18 protein-coding genes, 4 tRNA genes, 3 rRNA genes and 1 pseudogene are annotated in these 25588 nt (G+C 35.4%); 8 read left to right on the plus strand and 18 right to left on the minus strand.

The window, feature by feature from the left end; genetic code table 11:
• Window positions 1–122 precede the first annotated feature (122 nt).
• Complete coding sequence (locus tag NLG42_RS01220) at window positions 123–1130, minus strand: 3-oxoacyl-ACP synthase III family protein (RefSeq protein WP_056200855.1); 1008 nt, start codon at window positions 1128–1130, stop codon at window positions 123–125.
• A gap of 265 nt (window positions 1131–1395) precedes the next feature.
• Here NLG42_RS01220 and NLG42_RS01225 point away from each other — a divergent pair, with 265 nt between their 5' ends.
• A complete protein-coding gene (locus tag NLG42_RS01225) occupies window positions 1396–3807 on the plus strand; it encodes a S9 family peptidase (RefSeq protein ID WP_257682783.1) in 2412 nt (803 codons plus the stop codon).
• 61 nt (window positions 3808–3868) lie between these two features.
• On the opposite strand, the gene NLG42_RS01230 is transcribed toward NLG42_RS01225, so the two are convergent.
• From NLG42_RS01230 to NLG42_RS01240, 3 genes are all read right to left on the minus strand, one after another.
• The gene (locus tag NLG42_RS01230; RefSeq protein ID WP_089057938.1) at window positions 3869–4819 is read right to left on the minus strand and encodes an ABC transporter ATP-binding protein; all 951 of its coding nucleotides are present in this window, start codon (window positions 4817–4819) and stop codon (window positions 3869–3871) included.
• A 105-nt stretch (window positions 4820–4924) separates the two neighbouring features.
• Entirely contained in the window at window positions 4925–5620 is a 696-nt protein-coding gene (locus NLG42_RS01235) for a YiaD family glycine zipper/OmpA-like lipoprotein (RefSeq protein WP_257682784.1), read from the minus strand.
• A 19-nt stretch (window positions 5621–5639) separates the two neighbouring features.
• Window positions 5640–6146 (minus strand): lipocalin family protein, encoded by a 507-nt coding sequence (locus NLG42_RS01240; RefSeq protein ID WP_165768057.1) that lies wholly within the window; start codon window positions 6144–6146, stop codon window positions 5640–5642.
• Between the two features lie 203 nt (window positions 6147–6349).
• Between NLG42_RS01240 and htpG the strand changes: the two genes are divergently transcribed.
• From htpG to NLG42_RS01255, 3 genes are all read left to right on the plus strand, one after another.
• Entirely contained in the window at window positions 6350–8233 is a 1884-nt protein-coding gene (gene htpG, locus NLG42_RS01245; RefSeq protein WP_257682785.1) for a molecular chaperone HtpG, read from the plus strand.
• A gap of 121 nt (window positions 8234–8354) precedes the next feature.
• Entirely contained in the window at window positions 8355–9182 is an 828-nt protein-coding gene (locus tag NLG42_RS01250; protein ID WP_257682786.1) for a hypothetical protein, read from the plus strand.
• 131 nt (window positions 9183–9313) lie between these two features.
• Window positions 9314–10030: a DUF4369 domain-containing protein gene (locus NLG42_RS01255; RefSeq protein WP_089057934.1), complete on the plus strand. Its 717-nt coding sequence runs from the start codon at window positions 9314–9316 to the stop codon at window positions 10028–10030.
• 897 nt (window positions 10031–10927) lie between these two features.
• Here NLG42_RS01255 and rrf read toward each other — a convergent pair.
• From rrf to idi, 13 genes and pseudogenes are all read right to left on the minus strand, one after another.
• Window positions 10928–11037: ribosomal RNA gene (gene rrf / locus NLG42_RS01260) — 5S ribosomal RNA — on the minus strand.
• 157 nt (window positions 11038–11194) lie between these two features.
• Window positions 11195–14078: ribosomal RNA gene (locus tag NLG42_RS01265) — 23S ribosomal RNA — on the minus strand.
• A 137-nt stretch (window positions 14079–14215) separates the two neighbouring features.
• Window positions 14216–14289: transfer RNA gene (locus NLG42_RS01270), tRNA-Ala, on the minus strand.
• 99 nt (window positions 14290–14388) lie between these two features.
• Window positions 14389–14462 (minus strand) — tRNA-Ile (locus NLG42_RS01275).
• A gap of 126 nt (window positions 14463–14588) precedes the next feature.
• Window positions 14589–16102 (minus strand): 16S ribosomal RNA (locus tag NLG42_RS01280).
• Together the 16S, 23S and 5S rRNA genes with 2 tRNA genes alongside form the textbook arrangement of a ribosomal RNA operon.
• A 961-nt stretch (window positions 16103–17063) precedes the next feature.
• Window positions 17064–17555 (minus strand): annotated as a pseudogene (locus tag NLG42_RS01285) (DUF4294 domain-containing protein); the annotation flags it as partial.
• A gap of 112 nt (window positions 17556–17667) precedes the next feature.
• Window positions 17668–17744, minus strand: a tRNA-Thr gene (locus tag NLG42_RS01290).
• 109 nt (window positions 17745–17853) lie between these two features.
• Window positions 17854–17927, minus strand: a tRNA-Thr gene (locus NLG42_RS01295).
• A 77-nt stretch (window positions 17928–18004) separates the two neighbouring features.
• On the minus strand, window positions 18005–18271 hold the full coding sequence (locus NLG42_RS01300; protein WP_068843886.1) for a hypothetical protein: 267 nt from the start codon (window positions 18269–18271) through the stop codon (window positions 18005–18007).
• A gap of 57 nt (window positions 18272–18328) precedes the next feature.
• On the minus strand, window positions 18329–19297 hold the full coding sequence (locus NLG42_RS01305) for a type I phosphomannose isomerase catalytic subunit (protein WP_257682787.1): 969 nt from the start codon (window positions 19295–19297) through the stop codon (window positions 18329–18331).
• A 59-nt stretch (window positions 19298–19356) separates the two neighbouring features.
• On the minus strand, window positions 19357–19815 hold the full coding sequence (locus tag NLG42_RS01310; RefSeq protein ID WP_089059631.1) for a peroxiredoxin: 459 nt from the start codon (window positions 19813–19815) through the stop codon (window positions 19357–19359).
• Between the two features lie 3 nt (window positions 19816–19818).
• Window positions 19819–20229 carry a 6-carboxytetrahydropterin synthase gene (locus tag NLG42_RS01315; protein ID WP_099720455.1) on the minus strand — a complete coding sequence of 137 codons (411 nt, stop codon included), beginning with the start codon at window positions 20227–20229 and terminating at the stop codon, window positions 19819–19821.
• 20 nt (window positions 20230–20249) lie between these two features.
• The gene (gene idi / locus NLG42_RS01320; protein WP_089059633.1) at window positions 20250–20777 is read right to left on the minus strand and encodes an isopentenyl-diphosphate Delta-isomerase; all 528 of its coding nucleotides are present in this window, start codon (window positions 20775–20777) and stop codon (window positions 20250–20252) included.
• 299 nt (window positions 20778–21076) lie between these two features.
• Between idi and msrB the strand changes: the two genes are divergently transcribed.
• A complete protein-coding gene (msrB, locus tag NLG42_RS01325; protein WP_257682788.1) occupies window positions 21077–21634 on the plus strand; it encodes a peptide-methionine (R)-S-oxide reductase MsrB in 558 nt (185 codons plus the stop codon).
• An 8-nt stretch (window positions 21635–21642) separates the two neighbouring features.
• A complete protein-coding gene (msrA, locus tag NLG42_RS01330) occupies window positions 21643–22251 on the plus strand; it encodes a peptide-methionine (S)-S-oxide reductase MsrA (RefSeq protein WP_089059635.1) in 609 nt (202 codons plus the stop codon).
• A 64-nt stretch (window positions 22252–22315) separates the two neighbouring features.
• Here msrA and NLG42_RS01335 read toward each other — a convergent pair whose 3' ends face one another.
• Window positions 22316–22753: an META domain-containing protein gene (locus NLG42_RS01335; RefSeq protein WP_257682789.1), complete on the minus strand. Its 438-nt coding sequence runs from the start codon at window positions 22751–22753 to the stop codon at window positions 22316–22318.
• Between the two features lie 317 nt (window positions 22754–23070).
• On the opposite strand from NLG42_RS01335, the gene NLG42_RS01340 reads away from it, so the two are divergent.
• Complete coding sequence (locus tag NLG42_RS01340) at window positions 23071–24474, plus strand: aminopeptidase P N-terminal domain-containing protein (RefSeq protein WP_257682790.1); 1404 nt, start codon at window positions 23071–23073, stop codon at window positions 24472–24474.
• Window positions 24475–24596: 122 nt separating this feature from the next.
• Complete coding sequence (locus tag NLG42_RS01345; protein WP_257682791.1) at window positions 24597–25553, plus strand: quinone oxidoreductase family protein; 957 nt, start codon at window positions 24597–24599, stop codon at window positions 25551–25553.
• Window positions 25554–25588 lie beyond the last annotated feature (35 nt).

Below are 25588 nucleotides of genomic sequence, written 5' to 3' on the forward strand. Positions count from 1 at the left end.
CGAAACATGGGCTTCGACTTCGCTCAGCCTGACAATAAAATTCGCTCAACTGACCAGCGGATATAAAAAAACCTGCTCCAAAATGAAGCAGGTTTTCAAAATATAATGCAAGATGAATTAATTTACCATTTAATGATTGCACTTGCCCAAGTAAATCCACTTCCAAAAGCAGCTAAAACTACCGTATCTCCAGATTTAATTTTACCTTGTTCCCAAGCTTCTGTCAAAGCAATTGGAATAGATGCTGCAGTTGTATTTCCGTACTTTTGAATATTATTATGTACTTGATCGTCTGACAATTTGAATTTGTTTTGAATGAATTGTGAAATTCTCAAGTTTGCCTGATGCGGAATCAACATATCAATATCTGAAACCTGTAACCCATTTGCTTCTAAACCTTCATTTATTACTTCAGCGAAACGAACTACTGCATTCTTGAATACAAACTGTCCATTCATATACGGATAATAACTTTCGTCATTTGGATCATTATCAGCAATAATATCCGTTACCCAACGAGCTCCCATTCCAGGTGCCTGCAAAGCCAATTCTTCGGCATGCTGACCTTCTGAGTGTAAATGTGTTGATAAAATTCCTTTCGTCAAATCTTCTTCGCGACTTAAAACAGCTGCTCCTGCTCCATCTCCAAAAATAACTGAAACTCCGCGTCCGCGAGTTGTCATATCTAATCCTGTCGAATGCACTTCAGAACCTATTACCAAAATATTTTTATACATTCCTGTTTTAATATATTGATCTGCAACAGAAATAGCATAAACGAATCCAGAACATTGATTTCTAACATCTAAAGCTCCTACTGTTCTTAATCCTAAATCACGCTGTACTAAAACTCCAGGCCCTGGAAAATAGTAATCTGGACTTAATGTAGCAAAAACTACAAAATCTATATCTTCTTTGGCTACACCAGAACGCTCGATTGCAATTTTAGCAGCTTTAACTCCCATTGAAGTTGTAGTATCTTCTCCACGAATGATATGTCTTCTTTCCTGAATTCCGGTACGCTCCTGAATCCATTCATCATTGGTATCTATAATCTTAGACAAATCATCATTTGTCACGACATTTGAAGGAACATAATATCCTAAGCCCGCTATTTTTGAATGATACATATTCTTTTTATTGTTTGTTAAAAATTTAGAATGCAAATTTAAGTATACTTTAAAAAATTAGCATACAAATTAGTCTTTTTTTCGTAATTATCAGTTTAATATCTTTTAATTATAAGACTATTTAAAAACATTTAATTCCTAATTAAACAGCTTTTTAAACAAATAACTGAAAAGAATGAAAAATAACCTATAAAATGTAACAAGACTACTGTATCTTAGACAAACATTTTAAGTGTTCTTAATTCAAATCCAAAAAATCCAAATCATGAAATTAAAGGTTACTCTATTCTTACTTTTACACCTTGGTTTATTTTCTTTTGCACAAGAAAATTTAACGTATCAAAAACCCCCTAAATCTATCCTAGATCTAGCTGATTATCAAAGAGCCCCAAGTGTATCGATGGATACAAAAAAAGAAAACATGCTCTTATTGTATCGAAGCACATACAAAACTCTTGACGATTTAAACCAAGAAGAACTTCGTTTAGCTGGTTTAAGAATCAATCCTATTACTAACATTTCAAGTACTGTTACTTATGTGACTAATCTTAAAGTTAGAAAAATAAGCGGAAAAGATGAAATTCAGGTTTCTGGACTTCCAACCGACCCTAAAATAAGTAATATCCTTTGGTCACCAAATGACAAAAAAGTATTGTTCTCTCACACTACAAACTCTGGTGTTGAACTTTGGGTACTAGATATTGCAACAGCTCAAGCTTCAAAACTTACTGAAGCAAATGTAAATGCAAATCTTGGAAATCCTTTCAGCTGGTTTTTAGACAATGAAACTATTTTGGTAAAAATGCTGCCAAAAAACAGACAGCCTCTTTTAGACTCTAAAAAAGATTTACCAACTGGCCCAATTATTTCTAACACTTCTGGAGAAAAATCTCAAAATAGAACTTATCCTGATATGTTGAAAAACAAAAACGATGAGGCTAATTTTGAAAACATCATTACATCTGAATTATACAAAGTTAAACTAAATGGAGATACTACTCTATTTAAAGAAGCTGCTATGTTTGCAGGTGAAAGAATTTCTCCAGATGGTAATTATATAATGCTGACTACTATTCAAAAACCTTTTTCATATGTAGTTCCATTAAATAGATTTCCTTCTAAAACAGTTGTTTATGACTTAAGAGGAAAAGAAATTAAAACTGTAAACGAAGTTCCTTTAAATGAAATCATGCCAAAAGGTTTTATGGCAGTTCGTAAGGGAAAAAGAGAAATGAACTGGAGAAATGACAAACCTGCAACTTTATCTTATGTAACAGCTTTAGACGAAGGTAATCCGGCAAACAAAGTAGATTTTAGAGATGAAGTTTTTCTATGGGAAGCTCCATTTACAAATGATGCTGCAACATTAGTAAAGCTTCCTCAACGCTATAGTTATATCACTTGGGGGAACGATAATATTGCTTTTATTACTGATGAATGGTACGACACTCGTAACACTAAAACATACTTAATCAATCCGTCAAATCCAGGACAGCAACCAAAAGTAATTACAGATAGAAACCAACAAGATGTTTATTCAGATCCGGGAGTTTTTGAAACTAAAAAGAATGAATACAATAGAAATGTTTTAGCGATCGAAAAAGACAATGCTTTCCGAATTGGTGACGGATATACAAAAGAAGGACAATTCCCTTTTATTGATGAATTCAATTTAAAAACTTTAAAATCAAAACGCATCTATACTTCTCCGTACAAGGATAAGAAAGAAGATTTAATAGAAATTGAAGACTTCAAAACTGGAAAAGTTTTAGTACAGATTCAATCTAAGAGTGAATATCCAAATTACTACTTTAGAAATATCAAAAAGCAAAACAGTATAACACCTATTACTGCTTTTAAAAATCCATTTGAAAGTATTAAAGATGTTAGTAAAGAAGTAATCAAATACAAACGTAAGGATGGATTAGAACTTTCTGGAACTTTATATCTGCCTGTTGGCTATGATAAAGCTAAAAAAGAGAAAATGCCTTTATTAATCTGGGCTTATCCTGCTGAATATAAAGACAGAAACAGTGCAAGTCAATCAACTCAAAACTCTAACGAATTTACGTTTCCATATTATGGATCATTTGTATATTGGGTAACAAGAGGATATGTAGTTCTTGATGATGCTGCTTTTCCAATTATCGGAGAAGGAACTACAGAACCAAACGATAATTTTATATCACAATTAGTAGACAATGCTGCAGCTGCAATTGATGCAGTTGATGCGTTAGGTTATATTGATCGCAAAAAAGTGGCTGTTGGAGGACATTCTTACGGTGCATTTATGACTGCTAATTTATTAACTCATTCTAACTTATTTGCGTGCGGAATTGCAAGAAGTGGTGCTTACAACAGAACACTAACTCCATTTGGATTCCAATCTGAACAAAGAAATTACTGGGAAGCTCCTGAAGTTTACAACACAATGTCACCATTTATGAACGCTGATAAAATGAAAACACCATTATTATTAGTTCACGGTGAAGCAGATAACAATCCTGGAACTTTTACTTTGCAGACGGAACGTTATTTTCAAGCATTAAAAGGTTTAGGTGCTCCAGCTAGAATGGTAATTTTACCAAAAGAATCTCACAGTTATGTTGCTAAAGAAAACATTTTACACTTGCTTTGGGAACAAGATCAGTTTTTAGAAAAGTATTTGAAAAAATAAATCACTATAAACGATTATAAAAATAAACCCGATAGATTTAAAATCTATCGGGTTTTATATTTTACAAGTAATTTAAACCTAGAAATATTTCTTGATCTAACGGAAGATCTATTTCACTTTCAAAAAACACCAGCTGTCTTTTATAAACCGTTTCAATTAAAAAATGACTTCCTCGAAAATAAGTTCTTCTAATCTTTACAGGAAGTTTCGATTCTGAAACCATTTTAAATTGATGTGGATAAACTAATGTTTTATGTGTTTCATCTTCATAAGGAAGCAATAAATGTGTTGCAATTTCATTTACTTCACCAAACAATGAAGCTACATATTTAGTTTCTGGATCCTCGTATATTTTTGTTGGATTATCTTTGACAATTATTTCTCCATGACGCATAACAATTGCTTCGTCTGCAAATGACAAAGCATCTGTACTGTCGTGGGTGGCAATTATACAAGTAATTCCTTTTTGCTTTAAATAACGAAATAAGTTACGACGCAAAGCGTTTTTACGGAAAGCATCAATTTGACTAAAAGGTTCGTCTAACAAAATAACTTCGGGTTCTAAAGCCAAAACTCTTACCAAAGCCACTCGCTGCTGCTGACCGCCGCTCAAAAATTTTGCTTTTACATTAGAGAACGATTCCATTTCTACCATCTCTAATAACTCCTGAACACGAAGTTTTTTCATATTAGCAAAACCATTCGATAGAAACTTCCCGACATTCTCAGCAACTGTTTCATATGGAGATAAATCAAAATCCTGCGCTAAATATTTCATAAATGGCATACCAGGAATCAAATTATACTTTGGTCCTAAAATTGGTTTCTCACCATAGAACATTTTTCCTTCGTCTAGATTATATAAACCATATATTAGTTTTAGCAGCGTGCTTTTTCCACAGCCACTTTCACCAATAATAGCAATATTCTCGCCTTTGTTTATAGTAAAAGAAACGTCTTTAATAACAGGTTTATCGGTATACGTAAAAGAGATATTCTGAATGTCGAGCATGAGTTATATTTGAAAGTCCAAATTTACAATGTTTAATTTCTAATGTCAAAAAAAAAGCTGCATCAATTAAGAAACAGCTTTTTTTATATTTTATTTTATCTGAAATTATTTTCCAGCTTCTGCTTTAGCATCATTAACCATTTTGTCGTTTGCAGTAATAGAGAATTCTACACGACGGTTTTGAGCTCTTCCTTCTGGAGTATCATTTGTTGCAATAGGATCAACGATACCTAAACCTGAAGTTTTAAAACGACTTGATTTCAATCCTTTAGAAACTAAATAAGCTTGCACAGAAGCAGCTCTTTGTCCTGAAAGTGTCAAATTATATTCTGGTTTACCAGTATTGTCTGTATAACCAAAAATTTGAATATCTGTATCTCCATAAGCATTAAACACAGGAACTAATTTATCTAAGTTCGCTTTTGCCTGAGCAGTAAGAGTTGATTTATTAGTATCAAAACGAACAGCATTTTCATTTAAAGTTAAGTGAATTCCTTCACCAACTCTTTCAACATCTGCGCCTGGTAAAGCCTGATCAATTTCACGAGCCTGTTTATCCATTTTGTTTCCAATAAGAGCACCAGTTCCACCACCTACAGCAGCCCCAATAGCAGCACCTAAAGCAGCATTTCCGCCATGTCCTAAATTATTACCTAAAATACCACCAATAAGTCCACCAGCAACTACTCCAATTCCAGCACCTTTTTGTGTATTATTTGCATTTTGCACTGAGTCGCAGCTTATAAATAAACTAACTAATACAAGTAAGCTACTTAATCCTAAAACTGTTATCTTTTTCATTTTTTTCCTTTTTTATATATTAATTAGCTCTCTGAAATTGATAAGTAACATCTGTTACTTGTCCACCAACATTAATGTTGTCAATTAACTGAAATGAATTATCAGTAAGTCCTGCAACTTTAAGTAAGTATCCTGATTTAACATTTTTTGATTTTGTTCCTGGATCAACAATTTTAAGTACAAAAAGTCCTTGATTGTTAATACTCCAAACAATTGGTGAAGTAAAACCTGTACAACTTGGAGCTGTTAAAGCCATAGTACCTTTATTATTATTTGAAATAAAACTCCAAGTACTACCTATAAAACACTTAGAATCTGCAAGATCAAAAGAAGTTACTTTGATATAATCAGAGCCTGGATAAGACACATTAGTAAGTACCCAATTTCCTTTAAGTGCAACTTGAGTCGGTCGATCAAGTTTAGTCGAAAGCGTTGGTGCTTCATTAGAAGAAGCTGTTGTAGACGAAGCTGATTTACACGCAAAAAACATCGCGGCAACCATGCAAATGAAAATAATTTTCTTCATTTTGTTACATTATTTAAGTTAATACTTACTCGTTTAACAATTATTATACCACAAATATACGATTCGTAAGGACAAAATTTGTTTTAGAATCTATTTATTTTCTTTCAAAATTAACACTTACGACAATTTGTCACCTTAAAAACAATTGGTATTTTATTTGACAGAATGAAAATCATCAAGTTAAACTCAAAAAATTAAAAAATATGACAACAGGTAAAATTAATGTTTCGGTAGAAAACATCTTTCCCTTAATCAAAAAGTTTTTATACAGCGATCACGAAATTTTTCTTCGTGAGCTGGTTTCAAATGGAACCGATGCTACTTTAAAATTAAAGCATCTTATCAGTATTGGAGAAGCCAAAGTAGAATATGGAAATCCGGTTATTGAAATCAAAGTTGATAAAGAAGGTAAAAAAATCCACATTATCGACCAAGGTTTAGGTATGACTGCTGATGAAGTAGAAAAGTACATTAATCAAGTTGCTTTTTCGGGAGCAGAAGAGTTCTTAGACAAATACAAGGATTCTGCAAAAGATTCAGGCATTATAGGACATTTTGGTCTTGGTTTTTATTCCGCTTTTATGGTTGCAGAAAAAGTAGAAATCATTACAAAATCATACAAAGATGAACCTGCAGCGCACTGGACTTGCGACGGAAGTCCTGAATTTACTTTAGAGCCAGCTGACAAAACTTCACGTGGTACAGAAATCATCCTTCACGTTGCCGAAGATTCTTTAGAATTTTTAGAAGATTCTAAAATCAGTAGTTTATTGAACAAGTATAACAAGTTTATGCCTATTCCAATTAAATTTGGAACAAGAACTGAAACTCTTCCAAAACCTGAAGATGCTCCAGAGGATTATGTAAATGAAACTGTCGAAATTGACAACATCATTAACAACCCAAATCCAGCTTGGACAAAACAGCCATCTGAATTATCTGACGAAGATTATAAAAACTTCTACAGAGAATTGTATCCAATGCAATTTGAAGAGCCGTTATTCAACATTCACTTAAATGTGGATTATCCGTTTAACCTAACTGGAATTTTATATTTCCCTAAATTAGGTTCGGACATGCAAATTCAAAAAGATAAAATTCAATTGTACCAAAACCAAGTTTACGTTACTGATAACGTAGAAGGAATTGTACCTGAATTTTTAACGATGCTTAAAGGTGTAATTGATTCACCAGACATTCCGTTAAATGTTTCTCGTTCAGGCTTACAAGCTGATGGTGCCGTTAAGAAAATTTCAAATTATATCACTCGTAAAGTAGCTGATAAATTGAAGGCTTTATTTAATGAAAACCGCGCTGATTTTGAAGCGAAATGGAACGATATTAAAATTGTTTTAGAGTACGGAATGCTTTCTGAAGATAAATTCTACGAAAAAGCTGGTGCATTTGTTTTGTATCCAACAGTAGATAATACTTATTTCACTTTAGAAGAATTAAAAGAGAAATTAAAAGAAAACCAAACTAACAAAGATGGTAAACTTGTAGTTCTATATGCAGGAAATAAAGAAGAGCAACACTCTTACATCGAAACTGCAAAAGAAAAAGGTTACGAAGTATTACTTTTAGATTCTCCTATTATTTCGCATTTAATTCAAAAAATTGAAAACGACAATACAGATTTAACTTTTGTTCGTGTAGACTCTGATCATATTGATAATTTAATCAAAAAAGATGAAAACACGATTTCAAAATTATCTGATGAAGAAAAAGAAACTTTAAAATCATCATTAGAAGCTTATATTCCAAAAGCATACAGCGTACAACTTCAAGCTATGGACAGCCAAGCAGCTCCATTTATCATTACGCAGCCAGAATTTATGCGTAGAATGAAAGAAATGAGTCAAAGCGGCGGCGGCGGAATGTTCGGAATGAACAACATGCCAGAAATGTACAACTTAGTTGTAAACACCAATTCTGACTTAGCTACAAGCATCTTAAATACTGAAGACAAAACACATCAAGAGCACTTGGTGAAACAAGCTTTAGATTTAGCCAAATTATCACAAAATCTATTAAAAGGTGAAGCATTAACTGCTTTTGTAAAAAGAAGTTTTGAGATGATTAAATAATCATTCTCAAAAAAAATCACTTTTAAAATCCTACAGCACAATGCTGTGGGATTTTTTTTTGAGATTCATTTTTTTCATTACATTTGGATACCCTATTAATCTAACCTTAAACAAAACTACTATGAAAAAATCTTTTTTTCTATTTGCAACAATCTGCCTTTCTTCATTTTTTTACATTTCATGTTCAAGCAATGATGATATTGTAAACCAAACAGACACCAGCTCTATTGGCGCTTCAGTTTTGATTGATGCCACAAACGATATGGATATAAAAACAGGATTAGCTGTAACAACAAATAACAGCTCAACAGCCAAAACTACTGAAAATGTATCTGGAATTTGCGGTACTATTACCTTAGAAAATTCAAATCAAAATTCTTATCCAAAAATTTTCATTATTGATTATGGAACTTCAGGTTGTGCAAACAATCAAATACTTAGAAAAGGAAAACTAAAAATTACACTTTCTGGTCCGATAATTACGACAGGAAGTAAAATGACAATCGAACGAATTGACTATTCAATAAACAATCTTAAACTAGAAGGAACAATTGAATACACCAATACTACAACTGTTCCAACTGTACCACAATTTAGTCGAAAAGTAATTAACGGCAAACTAACAGATATAACAGGAAGGGTTTATTTAAATTCAGGACTCGTTAGAGTTAAACAAACCGCTGGTGTTGACACACCTTTTGTTTTAGAAGACAATGTTTATGAAATGCCAGAAGGAACGCATACTATCACGACTGATAAAGGAGGAACTTTAACATTGACTGTACAAGAAACTCTAGTAAAAAAATATTCTTGTGAGTTTATCTCTAAAGGAAAATTAAAAATCACTGGCGGCTTTTTAAACGGTGTAGTTGATTATGGAAATCTAGAATGTGATACGAAATACACTTACATACATGAAAATGGGACTGCCTACATTTTAACAATGTAAACGATTCATAATTAAAAATATATGCAAATCTCAATTTAGAAATAAATTGGGATTTTATTTTTATTAAAATTTAATTCCCATTCATTACATTCAAACTATTTTCTTTATTTTGCACCAAAATCTAAAAACTAATGAAAAAATCAATTATTGCCTTTGTTACTCTTGCACTACTTGCATCATGCAGCAAAAAAGAATCTGCTGACAACTTACATATAACCGGAAATATAAAAGGTTTAAAAAGCGGAACCCTTTATATTCAACGATTTGCTGACACATCGCTTGTTGCAATAGACAGCATTAAAATTGATGGAAATTCAGCATTTGAAAGAGATATAAAATTAGAATCACCAGAAGTATTGTATTTATTTCTAGATCGTGGTACATCAAATTCTTTAGACAATAATATTTTATTTTTTGCAGAACCAGGAAATATCAATATCGAAACTAATTTGGATAATTTTATCGCAAGTGCAAAAATCACTGGATCAAAAAATCAGGAGTTATACGAACAATATCAAAAAATAAACTCTCGTTTCATAGATGAAAACCTTACTATGGTACAGTCGAAATTCAAAGCCATAAAAAGACAAGATCAAAAAGCAATAGATAGTATAGATGCGAAGCAACAATCAAATATTAAAAGAAAATATTTGTATGCGACAAACTTCGCTATTAACAATAAGGATTATGAAGTAGCGCCATATATCGCGCTAGCCGAAATTTATGATATTAATGTTAAATTTCTTGATACGATTCAAAAAACGATGACTCCTAAAGTAGCAAAATCACTTTATGGAAAAAAACTTACCAAATATGTAGCCGAAATCAAAAAGGCTGAACAAAAATAATCTTTGATATTATAAGGTCCTGAAGTATTCAGGGCCTTTTTTTATACTTCAAATTCAAACATTAAGAATCATAAGTTTCAAGAGCTACAACTAAGAACTCAATTGAATCGGTATAAAAAAACACAAAACAAATAGTACTTGATTTCTAGAATACTACCATCATAGATTTTATTAGCTTTTATTGCAAGTAAAGAAGAGCTATTTCATTGATACATAAAAGAGATAAATTAATAAGCTTCAGAATTTCTTTTCGATCCAACAAAAGCAGCTTCTTCCATAAAATAAAAGCCACAGAATAACTTTTCTCATCCGAAGACAATCTTTCTCATAAAAAACAAAAAACAGCTTTAAAACTGCTAAAAGTAAAAACTGCAATTCAACTAATACAATTTTAGGGCGTTTCCCTTCGGGCCGGGCTGTCCGCTGTATCTTTTGCAAATAGCTTTCAGAGGAAAAAAGATCTTTATACTCCTGCAAAAGGATGACGCTTCCATCCCTAACGCAAACAAATTACAAGACATCTTTCTCTCTTTTGTCGCATTCTATCAATAAAAAAGATAAACCCAAGTTCGTATTTTCGACTGCCGAGATACAATATGTATTTCACAACACTGATTTGTAAAACCACTATAAACCAAAAAATCCTCATCAAGTAAATAATGAGGATTCTTAAAAGAAAGGCGATGACCCCCGATAACTCTCGGGGCTCCCGCAATACTGTATACTTTTGGGTATTTGCGTAAAAACAAAAAATCCTCATCAAGTAAATGATGAGCATTCTTAAAAGAAAGGCGATGACCCCCGATGGCTGTCGGGGCTCCCGCAATACTGTATCCCTTTGGGTATTTGCGTAAAAACAAAAAATCCTCATCAAATAAATGATGAGGATTCTTAAAAGAAAGGCGACGACATACTCTCCCACATAACTGCAGTACCATCTGCGCAGGCGGGCTTAACTACTCTGTTCGGGATGGGAAGAGGTGAGCCCCGCCGCAATAACCACCTTAAGGTTGTTAGTTGCTTTAGGCAACTTTTTAATTATTAATTATCAATTGTAAATTGTTAATTATCAATTAAAGAATATCTTAACATACTGAGATAAAGAAAAGTACTTTTATTTACTATTTTAGAAAGTTTCTTCCCCGCCGAAGCGGGGAAAAGGGTGTACATAAGCTTACGGATTATTAGTACTACTCGACTATGACATTACTGCCTTTACATCTATAGCCTATCAACGTGGTCATCTTCCACGATCCTTAAAAGAAATCTCATCTTGTGGTGGGTTTCGCGCTTATATGCTTTCAGCGCTTATCCCTTCCCAACGTAGCTACTCTGCGGTGCCCCTGGCGGGACAACAGATACACTAGAGGTTAGTCCAATTCGGTCCTCTCGTACTAGAATCAGATCCACTCAAATTTCTTGCGCCCACAGTAGATAGAGACCGAACTGTCTCACGACGTTCTGAACCCAGCTCGCGTGCCACTTTAATGGGCGAACAGCCCAACCCTTGGGACCTTCTCCAGCCCCAGGATGTGACGAGCCGACATCGAGGTGCCAAACCCCCCCGTCGATATGAGCTCTTGGGGGAGATCAGCCTGTTATCCCCGGCGTACCTTTTATCCTTTGAGCGATGGCCCTTCCATGCGGAACCACCGGATCACTATGCTCTACTTTCGTACCTGATCGACCTGTATGTCTCTCAGTCAAGCTCCCTTATGCCATTGCACTCTACGCACGGTTACCAAGCGTACTGAGGGAACCTTTAGAAGCCTCCGTTACTCTTTTGGAGGCGACCACCCCAGTCAAACTACCCACCAAGCAATGTCCCCCACAACGCGGGGTTAGGCCTCAGATAAACAAAGGGTTGTATTTCAACAATGACTCCACAACGCCTGGCGACGCCGCTTCATAGTCTCCAACCTATCCTACACATCATTTATCCAAGGTCAATACTAAGCTATAGTAAAGGTGCACAGGGTCTTTTCGTCCCACTGCGGGTAAACGGCATCTTCACCGTTACTACAATTTCACCGAGCTCATGGCTGAGACAGTGTCCAGATCGTTACACCATTCGTGCAGGTCGGAACTTACCCGACAAGGAATTTCGCTACCTTAGGACCGTTATAGTTACGGCCGCCGTTTACTGGGGCTTCAATTCAATGCTTCTCCGAAGATAACATCTCCTCTTAACCTTCCAGCACCGGGCAGGTGTCAGGCCCTATACTTCATCTTACGATTTTGCAGAGCCCTGTGTTTTTGATAAACAGTCGCCTGGACCTCTTCACTGCGGCCAGCATTGCTGCTGGCGACCTTTCTCCCGAAGTTACAGGTCTATTTTGCCTAATTCCTTAGCCATGAATCTCTCGAGCACCTTAGGATTCTCTCCTCAACTACCTGTGTCGGTTTACGGTACTGGTACTAATTACCTGAAGTTTAGAGGTTTTTCTTGGAAGCCCTTAGGCGCACTATCTCTTTGTCCGAAGACTCCGAGTACTATCGTATTTCACCATTCTCTACGGATTTGCCTATAGAGAATATAGCTAGGTACTTCAACGAACTATTCCGTCAGTTCGCGGCGCTTTCATCACTCCGTCACCCCATCACAGTAATTAGTAGTACGGGAATATTAACCCGTTAGCCATCGACTGTCCCTTTCGGGTTCGCCTTAGGACCAGACTAACCCACAGCTGATTAGCATAGCTGTGGAAACCTTAGTTTTTCGGTGTGCGGGTTTCTCGCCCGCATTATCGTTACTTATGCCTACATTTTCTTTTCTAACCAGTCCAGCATACCTTACGATACACCTTCAACCCTGTTAGAATGCTCCCCTACCACTTAGAGTAAACTCTAAATCCATAGCTTCGGTAATATGCTTATGCCCGATTATTATCCATGCTCGTCCGCTCGACTAGTGAGCTGTTACGCACTCTTTAAATGAATGGCTGCTTCCAAGCCAACATCCTAGCTGTCTGGGCAGACAAACCTCGTTCTTTCAACTTAGCATATATTTGGGGACCTTAGCTGATGGTCTGGGTTCTTTCCCTCTCGGACTTGGACCTTAGCACCCAAGCCCTCACTGTTAGTGAACATTATATAGCATTCGGAGTTTGTCAGGAATTGGTAGGCGGTGAAGCCCCCGCATCCAATCAGTAGCTCTACCTCTATATAACTTTATAACTAACGCTGCACCTAAATGCATTTCGGGGAGTACGAGCTATTTCCGAGTTTGATTGGCCTTTCACCCCTACCCACAGGTCATCCGAAGACTTTTCAACGTCAACCGGTTCGGTCCTCCACTGTGTGTTACCACAGCTTCAACCTGCCCATGGGTAGATCACACGGTTTCGCGTCTAACACTACTGACTAAAGCGCCCTATTCAGACTCGCTTTCGCTACGGATCCGTGACTTAATCACTTAACCTTGCCAGCAACGTTAACTCGTAGGCTCATTATGCAAAAGGCACGCCGTCACCCCACGAAAGGGCTCCGACCGCTTGTAAGCGTATGGTTTCAGGATCTATTTCACTCCGTTATTCACGGTTCTTTTCACCTTTCCCTCACGGTACTGGTTCACTATCGGTCTCTCAGGAGTATTTAGCCTTAGCGGATGGTCCCGCCAAATTCAGACAGGGTTTCACGTGCCCCGCCCTACTCAGGATACCACTATCTATTACATTTATTACCCATACGAGGCTATCACTCTCTATGGCCCGACTTTCCAGTCAGTTCTGGTTCTGCATGCATAAAATGTCGTGGTCCTACAACCCCAACATTGCCGTAACAACATTGGTTTGGGCTAATCCGCGTTCGCTCGCCACTACTTACGGAATCACTTTTGTTTTCTTCTCCTCCGCCTACTTAGATGTTTCAGTTCAGCGGGTTTGCCCACCTATCGGTGTACTATGTCTTCAACATAGTGGGTTGCCCCATTCAGGTATCTGCGGATCAATCGGTGTGTGCCCGTCCCCGCAGCTTTTCGCAGCTTATCACGCCTTTCATCGCCTCTGAGAGCCTAGGCATCCCCCATACGCCCTTATTTTGCTTATTGTACCAATCATAAAATCAATTATGACCGTTTTTTTTTGTCTTTTATTATTCGTATTACTACTATAACAAAAAACGCTTTCTACTTTTTATTATTTTCTTATCTCAATATGTCAATGAACTTTTGTCCTTTCGGACCAGTGGAGAATAACGGAGTCGAACCGTTGACCTCCTGCGTGCAAGGCAGGCGCTCTAGCCAGCTGAGCTAATCCCCCATTTTAATTAAAAATCAAAAATCGTGAATTAAAAATTATGAACTTTTTGATTCTTAATCTTTCAACTTCTAAAATTTCCTTGTAATTAAGTTAAAAGAGTAGTCCCGGGCAGACTCGAACTGCCGACCCCTACATTATCAGTGTAGTACTCTAACCAGCTGAGCTACGAGACTCTGTTTTACTTAATTTTCATTTTTTTTTAAATTAACAGCAAGAGTAATACAATCTCCAATTCAGAATCCTATAAATAATCATCTTGTTTCCTCAACGTGTGCAAGCACTAACATTTGAGGCTCTAGAAAGGAGGTGTTCCAGCCGCACCTTCCGGTACGGCTACCTTGTTACGACTTAGCCCTAGTTACCAGTTTTACCCTAGGCAGCTCCTTGCGGTCACCGACTTCAGGCACCCCCAGCTTCCATGGCTTGACGGGCGGTGTGTACAAGGCCCGGGAACGTATTCACCGGATCATGGCTGATATCCGATTACTAGCGATTCCAGCTTCACGGAGTCGAGTTGCAGACTCCGATCCGAACTGTGACCGGTTTTATAGATTCGCTCCTGGTCGCCCAGTGGCTGCTCTCTGTACCGGCCATTGTAGCACGTGTGTAGCCCAAGGCGTAAGGGCCGTGATGATTTGACGTCATCCCCACCTTCCTCACAGTTTGCACTGGCAGTCTTGTTAGAGTTCCCGACATGACTCGCTGGCAACTAACAACAGGGGTTGCGCTCGTTATAGGACTTAACCTGACACCTCACGGCACGAGCTGACGACAACCATGCAGCACCTTGTAAATTGTCTTGCGAAAGATCTGTTTCCAAACCGGTCAATCTACATTTAAGCCTTGGTAAGGTTCCTCGCGTATCATCGAATTAAACCACATGCTCCACCGCTTGTGCGGGCCCCCGTCAATTCCTTTGAGTTTCATTCTTGCGAACGTACTCCCCAGGTGGGATACTTATCACTTTCGCTTAGCCACTGAGATTGCTCCCAACAGCTAGTATCCATCGTTTACGGCGTGGACTACCAGGGTATCTAATCCTGTTCGCTCCCCACGCTTTCGTCCATCAGCGTCAATCAATTAGTAGTAACCTGCCTTCGCAATTGGTATTCCATGTAATCTCTAAGCATTTCACCGCTACACTACATATTCTAGTTACTTCCTAATAATTCAAGTTCAGCAGTATCAATGGCCGTTCCACCGTTGAGCGATGGGCTTTCACCACTGACTTACTAAACCGCCTACGGACCCTTTAAACCCAATGATTCCGGATAACGCTTGGATCCTCCGTATTACCGCGGCTGCTGGCACGGAGTTAGCCGATCCTTATTCTTACGATACCGTCAAGCTGCTTCACGAAGCAGTGTTTCTTCTCGTACAAAAGCAGTTTACAATCCATAGGACCGTCATCCTGCACGCGGCATGGCTGGATCAGGCTTGCGCCCATTGTCCAATATTCCTCACTGCTGCCTCCCGTAGGAGTCTGGTCCGTGTCTCAGTACCAGTGTGGGGGATCTCCCTCTCAGGACCCCTACCCATCGTTGCCTTGGTAAGCCGTTACCTTACCAACTAGCTAATGGGACGCATGCTCATCTTTTACCGTTGTGACTTTAATAGTACTACCATGCGGTAGAGCTATACTATGAGGTATTAATCCAAATTTCTCTGGGCTATCCCTCTGTAAAAGGTAGATTGCATACGCGTTACGCACCCGTGCGCCGGTCTCTATATCCGAAGACATATACCCCTCGACTTGCATGTGTTAAGCCTGCCGCTAGCGTTCATCCTGAGCCAGGATCAAACTCTTCATCGTATATTTTAATATTATATTGCGATGATGATCTATCGGTTCTTTTCGAATCTTACGATTCTATTACTCTTATTCTTTTGTTTTGAAATCTCTTTCAAAACGGCTGTCAATTCAATATGTCTACGAACGTGTATTTCTTTATTTTCTACGCCTTAATTTGTTTCTCAAAGCGGGTGCAAAACTAAAAATTTATTTTGTTTCCTGCAAGAAAAATTTAAAAAATTTTGAAACTTTTTTTTCGTCTCATTTTCTCATTTTCCTTACCAGTCTTTCAAATAACTTTCCGCATTTTGCGGGGTGCAAATGTAATATCCGTTTTCCATTCTCACAAGCTTTTCGCAATATTTTTTTGAAAATTTCTTCTCTGCTTATTTGCCTTGCTTGTCAGTATTTCGGTGAACGTTTATCGCTGTTGCGGGTGCAAAAGTACACAACAATTCCACTTAAACAAGCCTTTTTTGAAAGTTTTTTTATTCTTTTTTTACTTTATTTCTTAACTAACTGATAACGGATTCTTTACAAAACAGCTTTCCTCAATCTATTGTAAGGGTTTTCTCCATTACAGTGCCGTTTCTTTATTTTCTATGCTTTTAAGCCCTCTGCTTTTGCAGAGTTTTCAGCGTTTTTCTTATTCTGTGATGAAGAATCTAAGATTTACAATCTCTTTTTAAAGCTTATTTGATCTTTAAAAGAACTTAATTCTTCTTTTCCTCCTTTAATAACTCATTCTCCAGCCCCGATAGAAGTGGAAATCCTTTTATTTGGGGGTTCAAAATAAAAGATTGAAACGAATAGCGGGAAAAAGCTGCCAAAAAATACAAAACCTAAATATCTTTTGACTACTCTCCTTTTTTTTTACTCTTATATAGTATAGCAGCATTTTACTCTTATATATATGTATAAAGAAAACAAACCCGACAGGCTCTGAGAACCTGTCGGGTTATTACAACTATATATTATAGTATTACTTTTTATTGATTGCTTTTGCTTTCACTTCCCAATGCTCCATCAAATTATCATAATCTACAGGATTAGCAGGAGTTTGATTCAGTAAACGTCCAGATTCAAAAGCACGAACCAGAATTGTTTCGATTAGATAGTCTTCATTTACTTCATATGGCTTATACTCGGTTTTCAGACTTATATCGAATAAATTCGCTGTTGTATTCGACACAAACGCTTTGAAACCGCTTTTTAAAGTTTTTATCAACTCATATGTTGTTATTCCTGTTTGGCGATGAATCAATTTTACAAGAATCTGACCTTGTTTCCTAGACAACTTCTTTAACCTGTCTTCAAACTCATTATTAAGATAATCCTCAACGATCTTGAAATACTTTTTCTTTTCGCGATTACTATTCAATCGCGCCATACCTTTATTCAATGCAGTCAGCCTATCTGAAGCTAATTTTGCATATGGGTAAACTTTATAAACTCTATTCTGAAGAATCTGAAATCACAATTCAAATTCCTCAACCAAAAAACAAACCTCAACATCTACATACCAAAAAATAAATTACCATAGAGCACAAATAAAAAAACCATCACAAAATGTGATGATTTTCTTTTGGAGCCGATAGAGGGACTCGAACCCACGACCTGCTGATTACAAATCAGCTGCTCTAGCCAGCTGAGCTACATCGGCCTATTTTCCGGGTGCAAAGATAAAATTGTTTTTTAATATTCCAAAAAAAATTTCACACCACTCTCTATTATTAAAAAAACCACCACATTTCTGTGATGGTTTTATATTGAGCCGATAGAGGGACTCGAACCCACGACCTGCTGATTACAAATCAGCTGCTCTAGCCAGCTGAGCTACATCGGCCTCATTACGGGTGCAAATATAAAGCGGTTTTTCGTTTTACCAAAATAAATTTGCCCTTTTTTATACTTTTTTTTCGCTTACAATTCGTTGATTTTAGCAATCAATTGATTAGCAGTTTCTTCCAATTCAACATTTATTTGTTTGAAGTGTGCTTTTTTATTTTCAACGTTCTTTGCATTCACTTTTGTGATCAAAGTATCAAAAGCAGTGATCGCTTCATCAACTAAAGCATTCGTTTCTGGAGTAGGATTTCCCGTTGTAGACATTTCAAACAAGTAAACCGCTTCAATAATATCTCCTAATACAAAATTGATGTCTTTCTTTAAATTTTTAACGTTTGCCATTTTTATTATAATTTTAATTTGCGTCTGCAAAAATACACATAATCTTTATATTACACGCTATGAAATGTAAATTTCTAAAATTGAAGCTTTTCCATTCAAAACAAACGTTCTTATAGCGGCAGGAATTAATACTGTATCTCCTTTTATATAAGTATGCTTGAAGTTATCATATTCAATTTCAAAACTTCCTTCAATACACATATAAACAGTAAATGTTTCACCAGATTTAGAAATTTCAGTATTACTTTCTAATGGAATAAAATTCGTGGTAAAATAAGGACAATCAACTACAACATTTGAAGTGTTTATTTTTGAATCGTATTTTTTCTGAGTATTAACTTTATTGTAGTTAATTGCATCAAGCGCTAAATCTACATGAAGTTCTCGTTTGTTTCCCTGCGCATCTACACGATCAAAATCATATAAACGATAGGTAATGTCTGATGTCTGCTGAATCTCTGCAACTACCAAACCAGCACCAATTGCATGAACAGTTCCTGTTTCTAAAAAGAAAACATCTCCTGCTTTTGCTTTTACATCATCTAGAATGGTAACTAAAGTATTATCCTGTAAATGTTTTAAATATTCCTCTTTACTAGAATCCTCTTTAAAACCAACAATAATTCTAGAGTCAGCATCGGCTTGCATTACATACCACATTTCTGTTTTGCCAAATGAATTATGGCGCTCTTTTGCTAATTTATCATTTGGATGAACTTGAATCGAAAGATCTTCTCTTGCATCTAAATATTTAAACAGTAACGGAAATTGTTTCCCGAAACGCTCATGAACTCTTGTTCCTAAAAGCTCATTTGGAGTTTCAGCAATAAGCTCCATTAATGATTTTCCTTTTAATTCTCCGTTAGATACAATACTAACATCACCTTCTACTGTAGACAATTCCCAACTTTCGCCAGTAATTTTAGACGTAATTGGCTTATTTAATACCGTTTTTAATTTTTCTCCTCCCCAGATTCTTTCTTTTAGAATTGGCTCAAATTGCAAAGGATATAAACTTGATTTCATAATTTAATTTTGAAGCTAATAGCTATTAAATAAATAATGAGCTAAGAGCATTATTTCATTTATAATACTAACTCTTTAATTATTTCTAATGCTTTTGGAATATGCTTTGATGCATTTACACTATCAAAAATATAAATAACAACACCATTTCGATCAATAATATAAGTAACACGTCCAGGCAAAAGACCAAACAAATTGTTACGAACACCAAAAAGATGACGTATTTTTTTATCTTGATCAGAAAGTAAGATGAAAGGCAGCTGGTGTTTATCTGCAAATTTATGATGCGACTTTACACTATCACTACTAATACCAATAACTTCTGCACCTAAAGTTGCAAAATCTTCATATTGATCTCTAAAACTGCAAGCTTCAGTTGTACAGCCAGGCGTATTATCTTTTGGATAAAAATAAATCACTAATGGCTTACGCCCCAAAACACTCTGGCTTTCAAAAATATCCCCGTGATTATCTTTTGCAGTAAAATTCGGAACTATATCTCCTATTTTTAATGACATTTATTATTCTCCTTTATAAGTTACAAAATTGCGATCTGTTTCATAAAGCACGATTTCTAGATCAAAATCAGGCTGAATTCGTTTTCTAATTTTATTCCATATCACAACAGCTATATTTTCTGCGGTTGGATTCAAATCTTGAAATTCTGGAACATCCAGATTCAGATTTTTGTGATCAAACGGAACTTCAACTTCTTCAAGTATAATGTCCGCTAATACTTTCACATCTAAAACAAAACCAGTTTCTGGATCAATTTTACCTGTAACACTTACTGTTAAACCATAATTATGACCATGAAAATTGGGATTATTACATTTTCCAAAAACAGCATTGTTCTTTTCTAATGTCCAATCTTTTCTATGTAATCGATGTGCAGCATTAAAATGCGCTTTTCTTGATATGGTTACTCTCATTTAGGTTTGGTTAGCTTTGGTTATAATTTGTGATCTTCGAGATAATGATCAAATTCATCAAAAATTATCTTAAACCACACCGTATAAATTTCAGGTTGTTTTTCAATATCAGCTTTAACATCTTCTATTTTCATCCATTTCCAGTCTTCTACTTCATCTGGATTTATTGACGGCTCTTCATTATAATACCCAATCATTACATGATCAAGTTCATGCTCCGTCAAACCGTTATCAAAAGGTGCTTTATATATAAAGTGAAACAATTCTTTCAGCTCCGCTTTAAAACCCATTTCTTCAAACAGCCTTCGACTTCCAGCCTCTATATTGGTTTCACCTTCACGCTGGTGACTGCAGCATGTATTAGTCCAGAGTAATGGAGAATGGTATTTATGATGTGCACGCTGCTGCAGCATCATTTCATTTTTATTATTTAAAATAAAAACTGAAAAAGCACGATGTAAAACAGCTTTTTCATGAGCTTCTAATTTTGGCATCAAACCAATCTGCTCATCATTTTGGTTAACTAATATTACGTTTTCTTCTGTCATATGGCGCATTAATCAAACAAAAATACGAAAAAAGAAATGGCTTAAAAATCTCAGCAAACATTGTGAAAAGTTTAACTCGCCGAGAATCTGTACAAAATACTGAATTACAACACACTGCACTTTGCCTTTTCTTGAAAAATCCTTTAAAAATAAGATTTAAAAACTGCAATGCTAAGTTTTACGTAGATAATAAAAAGTTAAAACATACTTAAATATATCTGAATTGTAAAATACACGACATTTGAAGGAAAAATGTAGTCGTATCTTTGAAAAAGAAACAGAATTAAAGCTTAAAAAAAATGAAAACAAAAAACAAAATTCTTAGTCTTTGCTTTTTAATTCCACTTTTTATTTTACAGGCATGCGGGCAAAATACTAAAAAACAAACTGCAAATACTGTTACTATAATGGAAAACAAAATCAACAAACCTGGAAATCCGTACTATTCAAATACTGACACAACTAAATTAAATGTGAGTAATGCCGAATGGAAAAAAGTACTTCCTGCTGATGTTTATGCGGTTATGCGCGAAGCTGACACTGAAAGACCTTTTACTGGAAAATACTGGAATACTGATGAAAAAGGAACTTATTACTGCGCTTCGTGCGGAAACAAACTTTTTAGATCTGGAGCCAAATTCTCTAGCAGCTGCGGCTGGCCAAGCTTTTTTGAGCAAGACAATAAAAAAAGTGTGGTTTACAAAAATGATAATTCTCTTGGGATGGAAAGAATAGAAGCACTTTGCGGCCGCTGTGGAGGACACTTAGGACATTTATTTGATGACGGCCCCGCTCCTACAGGAAAACGTTATTGCATGAATTCGATAGCTCTTGATTTTATTCCTGACAACAAATAAACTGAAAAATGAAAAATACAATTTTAATCTCCCTTTTTGCCCTGGCCTTAAACGGATTTTCGCAAACTAAAAAAGCTTCAAATCTAGATACTATTACACTTGGTGGAGGATGTTACTGGTGCGTTGAAGCTGTTTACGAGAATCTGAATGGGGTAAAATCTGTTGTTTCTGGGTTTTCTGGCGGAAAAAATGCAAATCCGACTTATGAAGAAGTCTGCACAGGCACAACTGGTCATGCAGAAGTAGTTCAAATTACATTCGACAAAAATGTAACAGACATAAACGAAATCTTCAAAGTTTTTTTTACTGTCCATGATCCAACTACACTAAACAGACAAGGCGCTGATGTTGGAACACAATATAGGTCTGTGATTTTTTATAAAAATGCTGAACAGAAAAAAGCTGCCGAATCTATTATTGCCGAATTAAACAAAGCAAAAGTTTACAATAGTCCTATAGTAACTAAAGTCGAACCTTTCAAAGCGTTTTATAAAGCTGAAGATTATCATCAAGATTATTATTCAAACAACAAGAATCAACCTTATTGTAAAATGGTAATTCAACCTAAACTGGAAAAATTTGAAAAAGTTTTTAAAGACAAACTAAAGAAGAAATAAAAAACCAAAGTGTATAAAAAAGGGGAAATGAAAAATCATTTCCCCTTTTTTATTGCTTCTAAAATTATTGTTTAGCTATTTTTTTAAATCTCATCATTGGCACATCGCCTTGAATTAGATTTAATTTTCCATCTTTATCAATAGAGTAACTTGTAATTTTTCTCATTTGCTTTAAAAATTGCTGTTCGCCGCCGCCTTCACAAAACATCATTGTTGTTGGTCCTGGTTCTCCAAAAGTCAGCGATTTTCCGTTTAAAGTATACGGTGCACTGTAACCGTTACATCCATTATTACCAAAAACCTTTGTTTCTTTCTGATCAAAAGTAATTTGTGGTTTTTTATTTGGATACAAACCTTCAAAAGCAATTCTAGGCCCCGAAATATATTCTAATTCCCAAGTTGTATCATAAATATTCGTTGCGCTTTTACTCTCTTTTGATGCCATACATGAAGTAAGTAATAAGGTTAAAACTGAAACGACTGCAAGTGTAAGTTTTTTCATAAAGATGTTTTTTTTTAGATTAATATTTTTTTGTTCTCGAAAATTAAAATCCTTCTACAAACAGCACTTTCTCAATATTCATGCCTGTTTGCACAGATTGCTAAAAATTATAAATCTTTAAAATTTAATTTTAGCACAAAAAATGTACTTCAGCAACAAATTACATTTCAATATAAATCACACTTTTCTGATATCTAAGTTACATATTTTTATTTAAAATATTACAAATCAAATATTTAAAACAAAAATATTCGATTGCATTTTTTTGTAATTTGCAATAATCAAAAAACCAAAATCATCCATAAAAACCAAAGATAATGAAGCAGTTCTTTTTATTTTTATTCGTTTTAACAACGATTAATCAGATTCACTCACAAGAAAATCTTCCAACGGATTATCTTTCAAAAGAATTTCACAAGAGCCGTCGCGAAGCATTTAGAAATTTAATGCCCGTTAATTCTGTCGCTGTTGTTTTTTCATATCCTGAGAGAGTATTTTCTAAAGATATTAATTACAATTTTCATCAAAATCCAGATATGTATTATTTAACTGGATACAAAGAACCTGATGCTGTATTATTACTTTTTAAAGAACCTCAAGGAGATGAAAAATACACTGAAGTCCTTTTTGTAAGAGAAAGAAATGCTCTTAAAGAAACCTGGACGGGAAGGCGCTTAGGAATTGAAGGCGCAAAATCTAAATTAGGTTTTACGAAGGTTTATAATGGAGTAGATTTTCACAGTTTTGCAATTGACTATAAAAAATTTGATAAAATCATTTATGATCAGTTTTTGACTAATGTAACTGCAAGTAATTCCCCGGAAAGTCTGTATTTGATTATACAAGCTTTCAAAACCAAAGCTGGAATAACAAAAGAAGATGCTGCTTCTGTAGATTTATTTACTAGTATTACCAATTCACTTCGAGAAATAAAGACTTCGGAAGAAATGGAGTTAATGCGAAAAACGGTAAAACTTTCCTGTATTGCGCACAATGAAGTAATGAAAGCAATTGGACCTGATATGAGCGAAAATGAAGCAGATGGAATTCATGCTTATATTCATAGAAAATATGGTGCCGAAGGCGAAGGTTATCCTCCAATTGTTGGTGCTGGAGCAAACGGATGCATTTTACATTACGGAGAAAACAATGCTGCAAAAATGGAAAATCAATTATTATTGATGGATGTTGGTTCTGAATATCACGGCTATTCCGCAGATGTCACAAGAACTGTTCCTGCTAATGGAAAATTTACCGAAGAACAAAAAGCTATTTATCAAATTGTTTACGATGCACAGGAAGAAGTTTTTAAAATTTGTAAAGAAGGAACACCTTTTCAGGATTTAAATAAAAAAGCAACAGAAGTTGTCGCAGCGGGATTAATAAAACTAGGAATTATTTCTGATCCCAAAGATGTTAAAATTTATTATCCGCATGGTTGTTCTCATTTTCTAGGTTTAGATGTTCATGACAAAGGAAATTATCTTGGAACTTTAAAAGAGAATATGGTCTTGACCGTTGAACCTGGAATTTACATTCCTGCAAACAGTAAATGTGATAAAAAATGGTGGAATATTGGTGTTAGAATTGAAGATGATATTGCCATAAAAAAAGACTCTTACGAAAATCTATCCATTGATTCTCCAAGAAAATGGCAAGATGTCGAAGCTTTAGCAAAACAAAAGAGTACTTTCAACGAAATGAAGTTTCCTAAAATTTAGTTTTTGAAGTAGATTAAAATATTAAAAAAAAAGCTTTTAATACTCTTTTAATCTACAACAAGAAAACATTCTAAACTAAAAACTAATTTTCATTTACTTTGCATTCTAATAATTAATTTAAAATGAAAGCACTTACCTTCTCTACTTTTGGAAATTCAGATGTTTTAGAATATATTGAAATCCCAAATCCGCAATTAAAGAACGATGAAATTCTTGTCGAAATGAAAGCCATCGGATTAAATTTTGCGGATGTTTATAGACGAAAGGGAAATTATCATTTAAAAGGAAACCCTCCTTTTATTGCTGGATATGAAGGCGCAGGAATAGTTGTTGAGTCTAATAATTCAGATTATAAAATAGGAGATCGTGTGGCTTTTGCCGATGTTCCTTTTGCTAATGCTGAATTAGTCGCTGTTAATACAAATCATGTTATTCCTTTACCGGACGATATTTCTTTTGAAACTGCTGCTTCTGTTTTACTTCAGGGTTTGACTGCACATTATTTAGCAACTGACAGCCACAAAACCATAAAAGGCGAAACTGTTTTAATTCATGCAGCTGCCGGCGGGGTTGGTCAGCTTTTAACACAAATCAGTAAATTGTTGGGCGCAAATGTTATCGGTTTAACCTCATCTGCTGAAAAAGCAAAAACAGCAATTGAACAAGGAGTTGATCATGTTTTACTATATAATGAGGATTGGAAATCAGATCTTTTTAAGATAATCCCGAAAGGCGTTGATGTGGTTTACGACAGTATTGGAAGTACTTTAATGGAAAGTTTTGAAGTTACAAAAGAATGCGGTCAAGTTGTTTTCTTCGGAATGGCGGGCGGAGATCCTGAATTTGTAAATCCGAGAATGTTAATGGATAGTTCTAAAACTTTAACTGGAGGCGATTTATGGAGTTATTTAAATTCTAAGGAAGAAAGAACAAAAAGAGCCAATCAATTATTTCATTGGATTTTAGACGGAAAAATTAAACTTTCAAAGCCAACTTCATTCAAATTATCCGAAGGAAAAACAGCACACGATTTTTTAGAAAGCAGAAAAAGCACTGGAAAAATAATTTTGATTCCTTAATTTTTTTTCGCCGCGACCCGACCGGAAGGAACAAA

It is taken from the genome of Flavobacterium plurextorum, from assembly GCF_024638035.1.
Classification (GTDB): Bacteria; Bacteroidota; Bacteroidia; order Flavobacteriales; family Flavobacteriaceae; genus Flavobacterium; species Flavobacterium plurextorum.

Bases quoted from the DNA above. Each gene is read 5' to 3' on its own strand.
- htpG (WP_257682785.1), top strand. From the start codon at position 6,350: ATGACAACAGGTAAAATTAATGTTTCGGTAGAAAACATCTTTCCCTTA.
- msrB (WP_257682788.1), top strand. From the start codon at position 21,077: ATGAAAACAAAAAACAAAATTCTTAGTCTTTGCTTTTTAATTCCACTT.
- NLG42_RS01340 (WP_257682790.1), top strand. From the start codon at position 23,071: ATGAAGCAGTTCTTTTTATTTTTATTCGTTTTAACAACGATTAATCAG.
- NLG42_RS01315 (WP_099720455.1), bottom strand. From the start codon at position 20,229: ATGAGAGTAACCATATCAAGAAAAGCGCATTTTAATGCTGCACATCGA.
- NLG42_RS01240 (WP_165768057.1), bottom strand. From the start codon at position 6,146: ATGAAGAAAATTATTTTCATTTGCATGGTTGCCGCGATGTTTTTTGCG.
- NLG42_RS01225 (WP_257682783.1), top strand. From the start codon at position 1,396: ATGAAATTAAAGGTTACTCTATTCTTACTTTTACACCTTGGTTTATTT.
- msrA (WP_089059635.1), top strand. From the start codon at position 21,643: ATGAAAAATACAATTTTAATCTCCCTTTTTGCCCTGGCCTTAAACGGA.
- NLG42_RS01305 (WP_257682787.1), bottom strand. From the start codon at position 19,297: ATGAAATCAAGTTTATATCCTTTGCAATTTGAGCCAATTCTAAAAGAA.
- NLG42_RS01335 (WP_257682789.1), bottom strand. From the start codon at position 22,753: ATGAAAAAACTTACACTTGCAGTCGTTTCAGTTTTAACCTTATTACTT.
- NLG42_RS01300 (WP_068843886.1), bottom strand. From the start codon at position 18,271: ATGGCAAACGTTAAAAATTTAAAGAAAGACATCAATTTTGTATTAGGA.
- NLG42_RS01230 (WP_089057938.1), bottom strand. From the start codon at position 4,819: ATGCTCGACATTCAGAATATCTCTTTTACGTATACCGATAAACCTGTT.
- NLG42_RS01220 (WP_056200855.1), bottom strand. From the start codon at position 1,130: ATGTATCATTCAAAAATAGCGGGCTTAGGATATTATGTTCCTTCAAAT.
- NLG42_RS01345 (WP_257682791.1), top strand. From the start codon at position 24,597: ATGAAAGCACTTACCTTCTCTACTTTTGGAAATTCAGATGTTTTAGAA.
- NLG42_RS01255 (WP_089057934.1), top strand. From the start codon at position 9,314: ATGAAAAAATCAATTATTGCCTTTGTTACTCTTGCACTACTTGCATCA.
- NLG42_RS01310 (WP_089059631.1), bottom strand. From the start codon at position 19,815: ATGTCATTAAAAATAGGAGATATAGTTCCGAATTTTACTGCAAAAGAT.
- NLG42_RS01235 (WP_257682784.1), bottom strand. From the start codon at position 5,620: ATGAAAAAGATAACAGTTTTAGGATTAAGTAGCTTACTTGTATTAGTT.
- NLG42_RS01250 (WP_257682786.1), top strand. From the start codon at position 8,355: ATGAAAAAATCTTTTTTTCTATTTGCAACAATCTGCCTTTCTTCATTT.
- idi (WP_089059633.1), bottom strand. From the start codon at position 20,777: ATGACAGAAGAAAACGTAATATTAGTTAACCAAAATGATGAGCAGATT.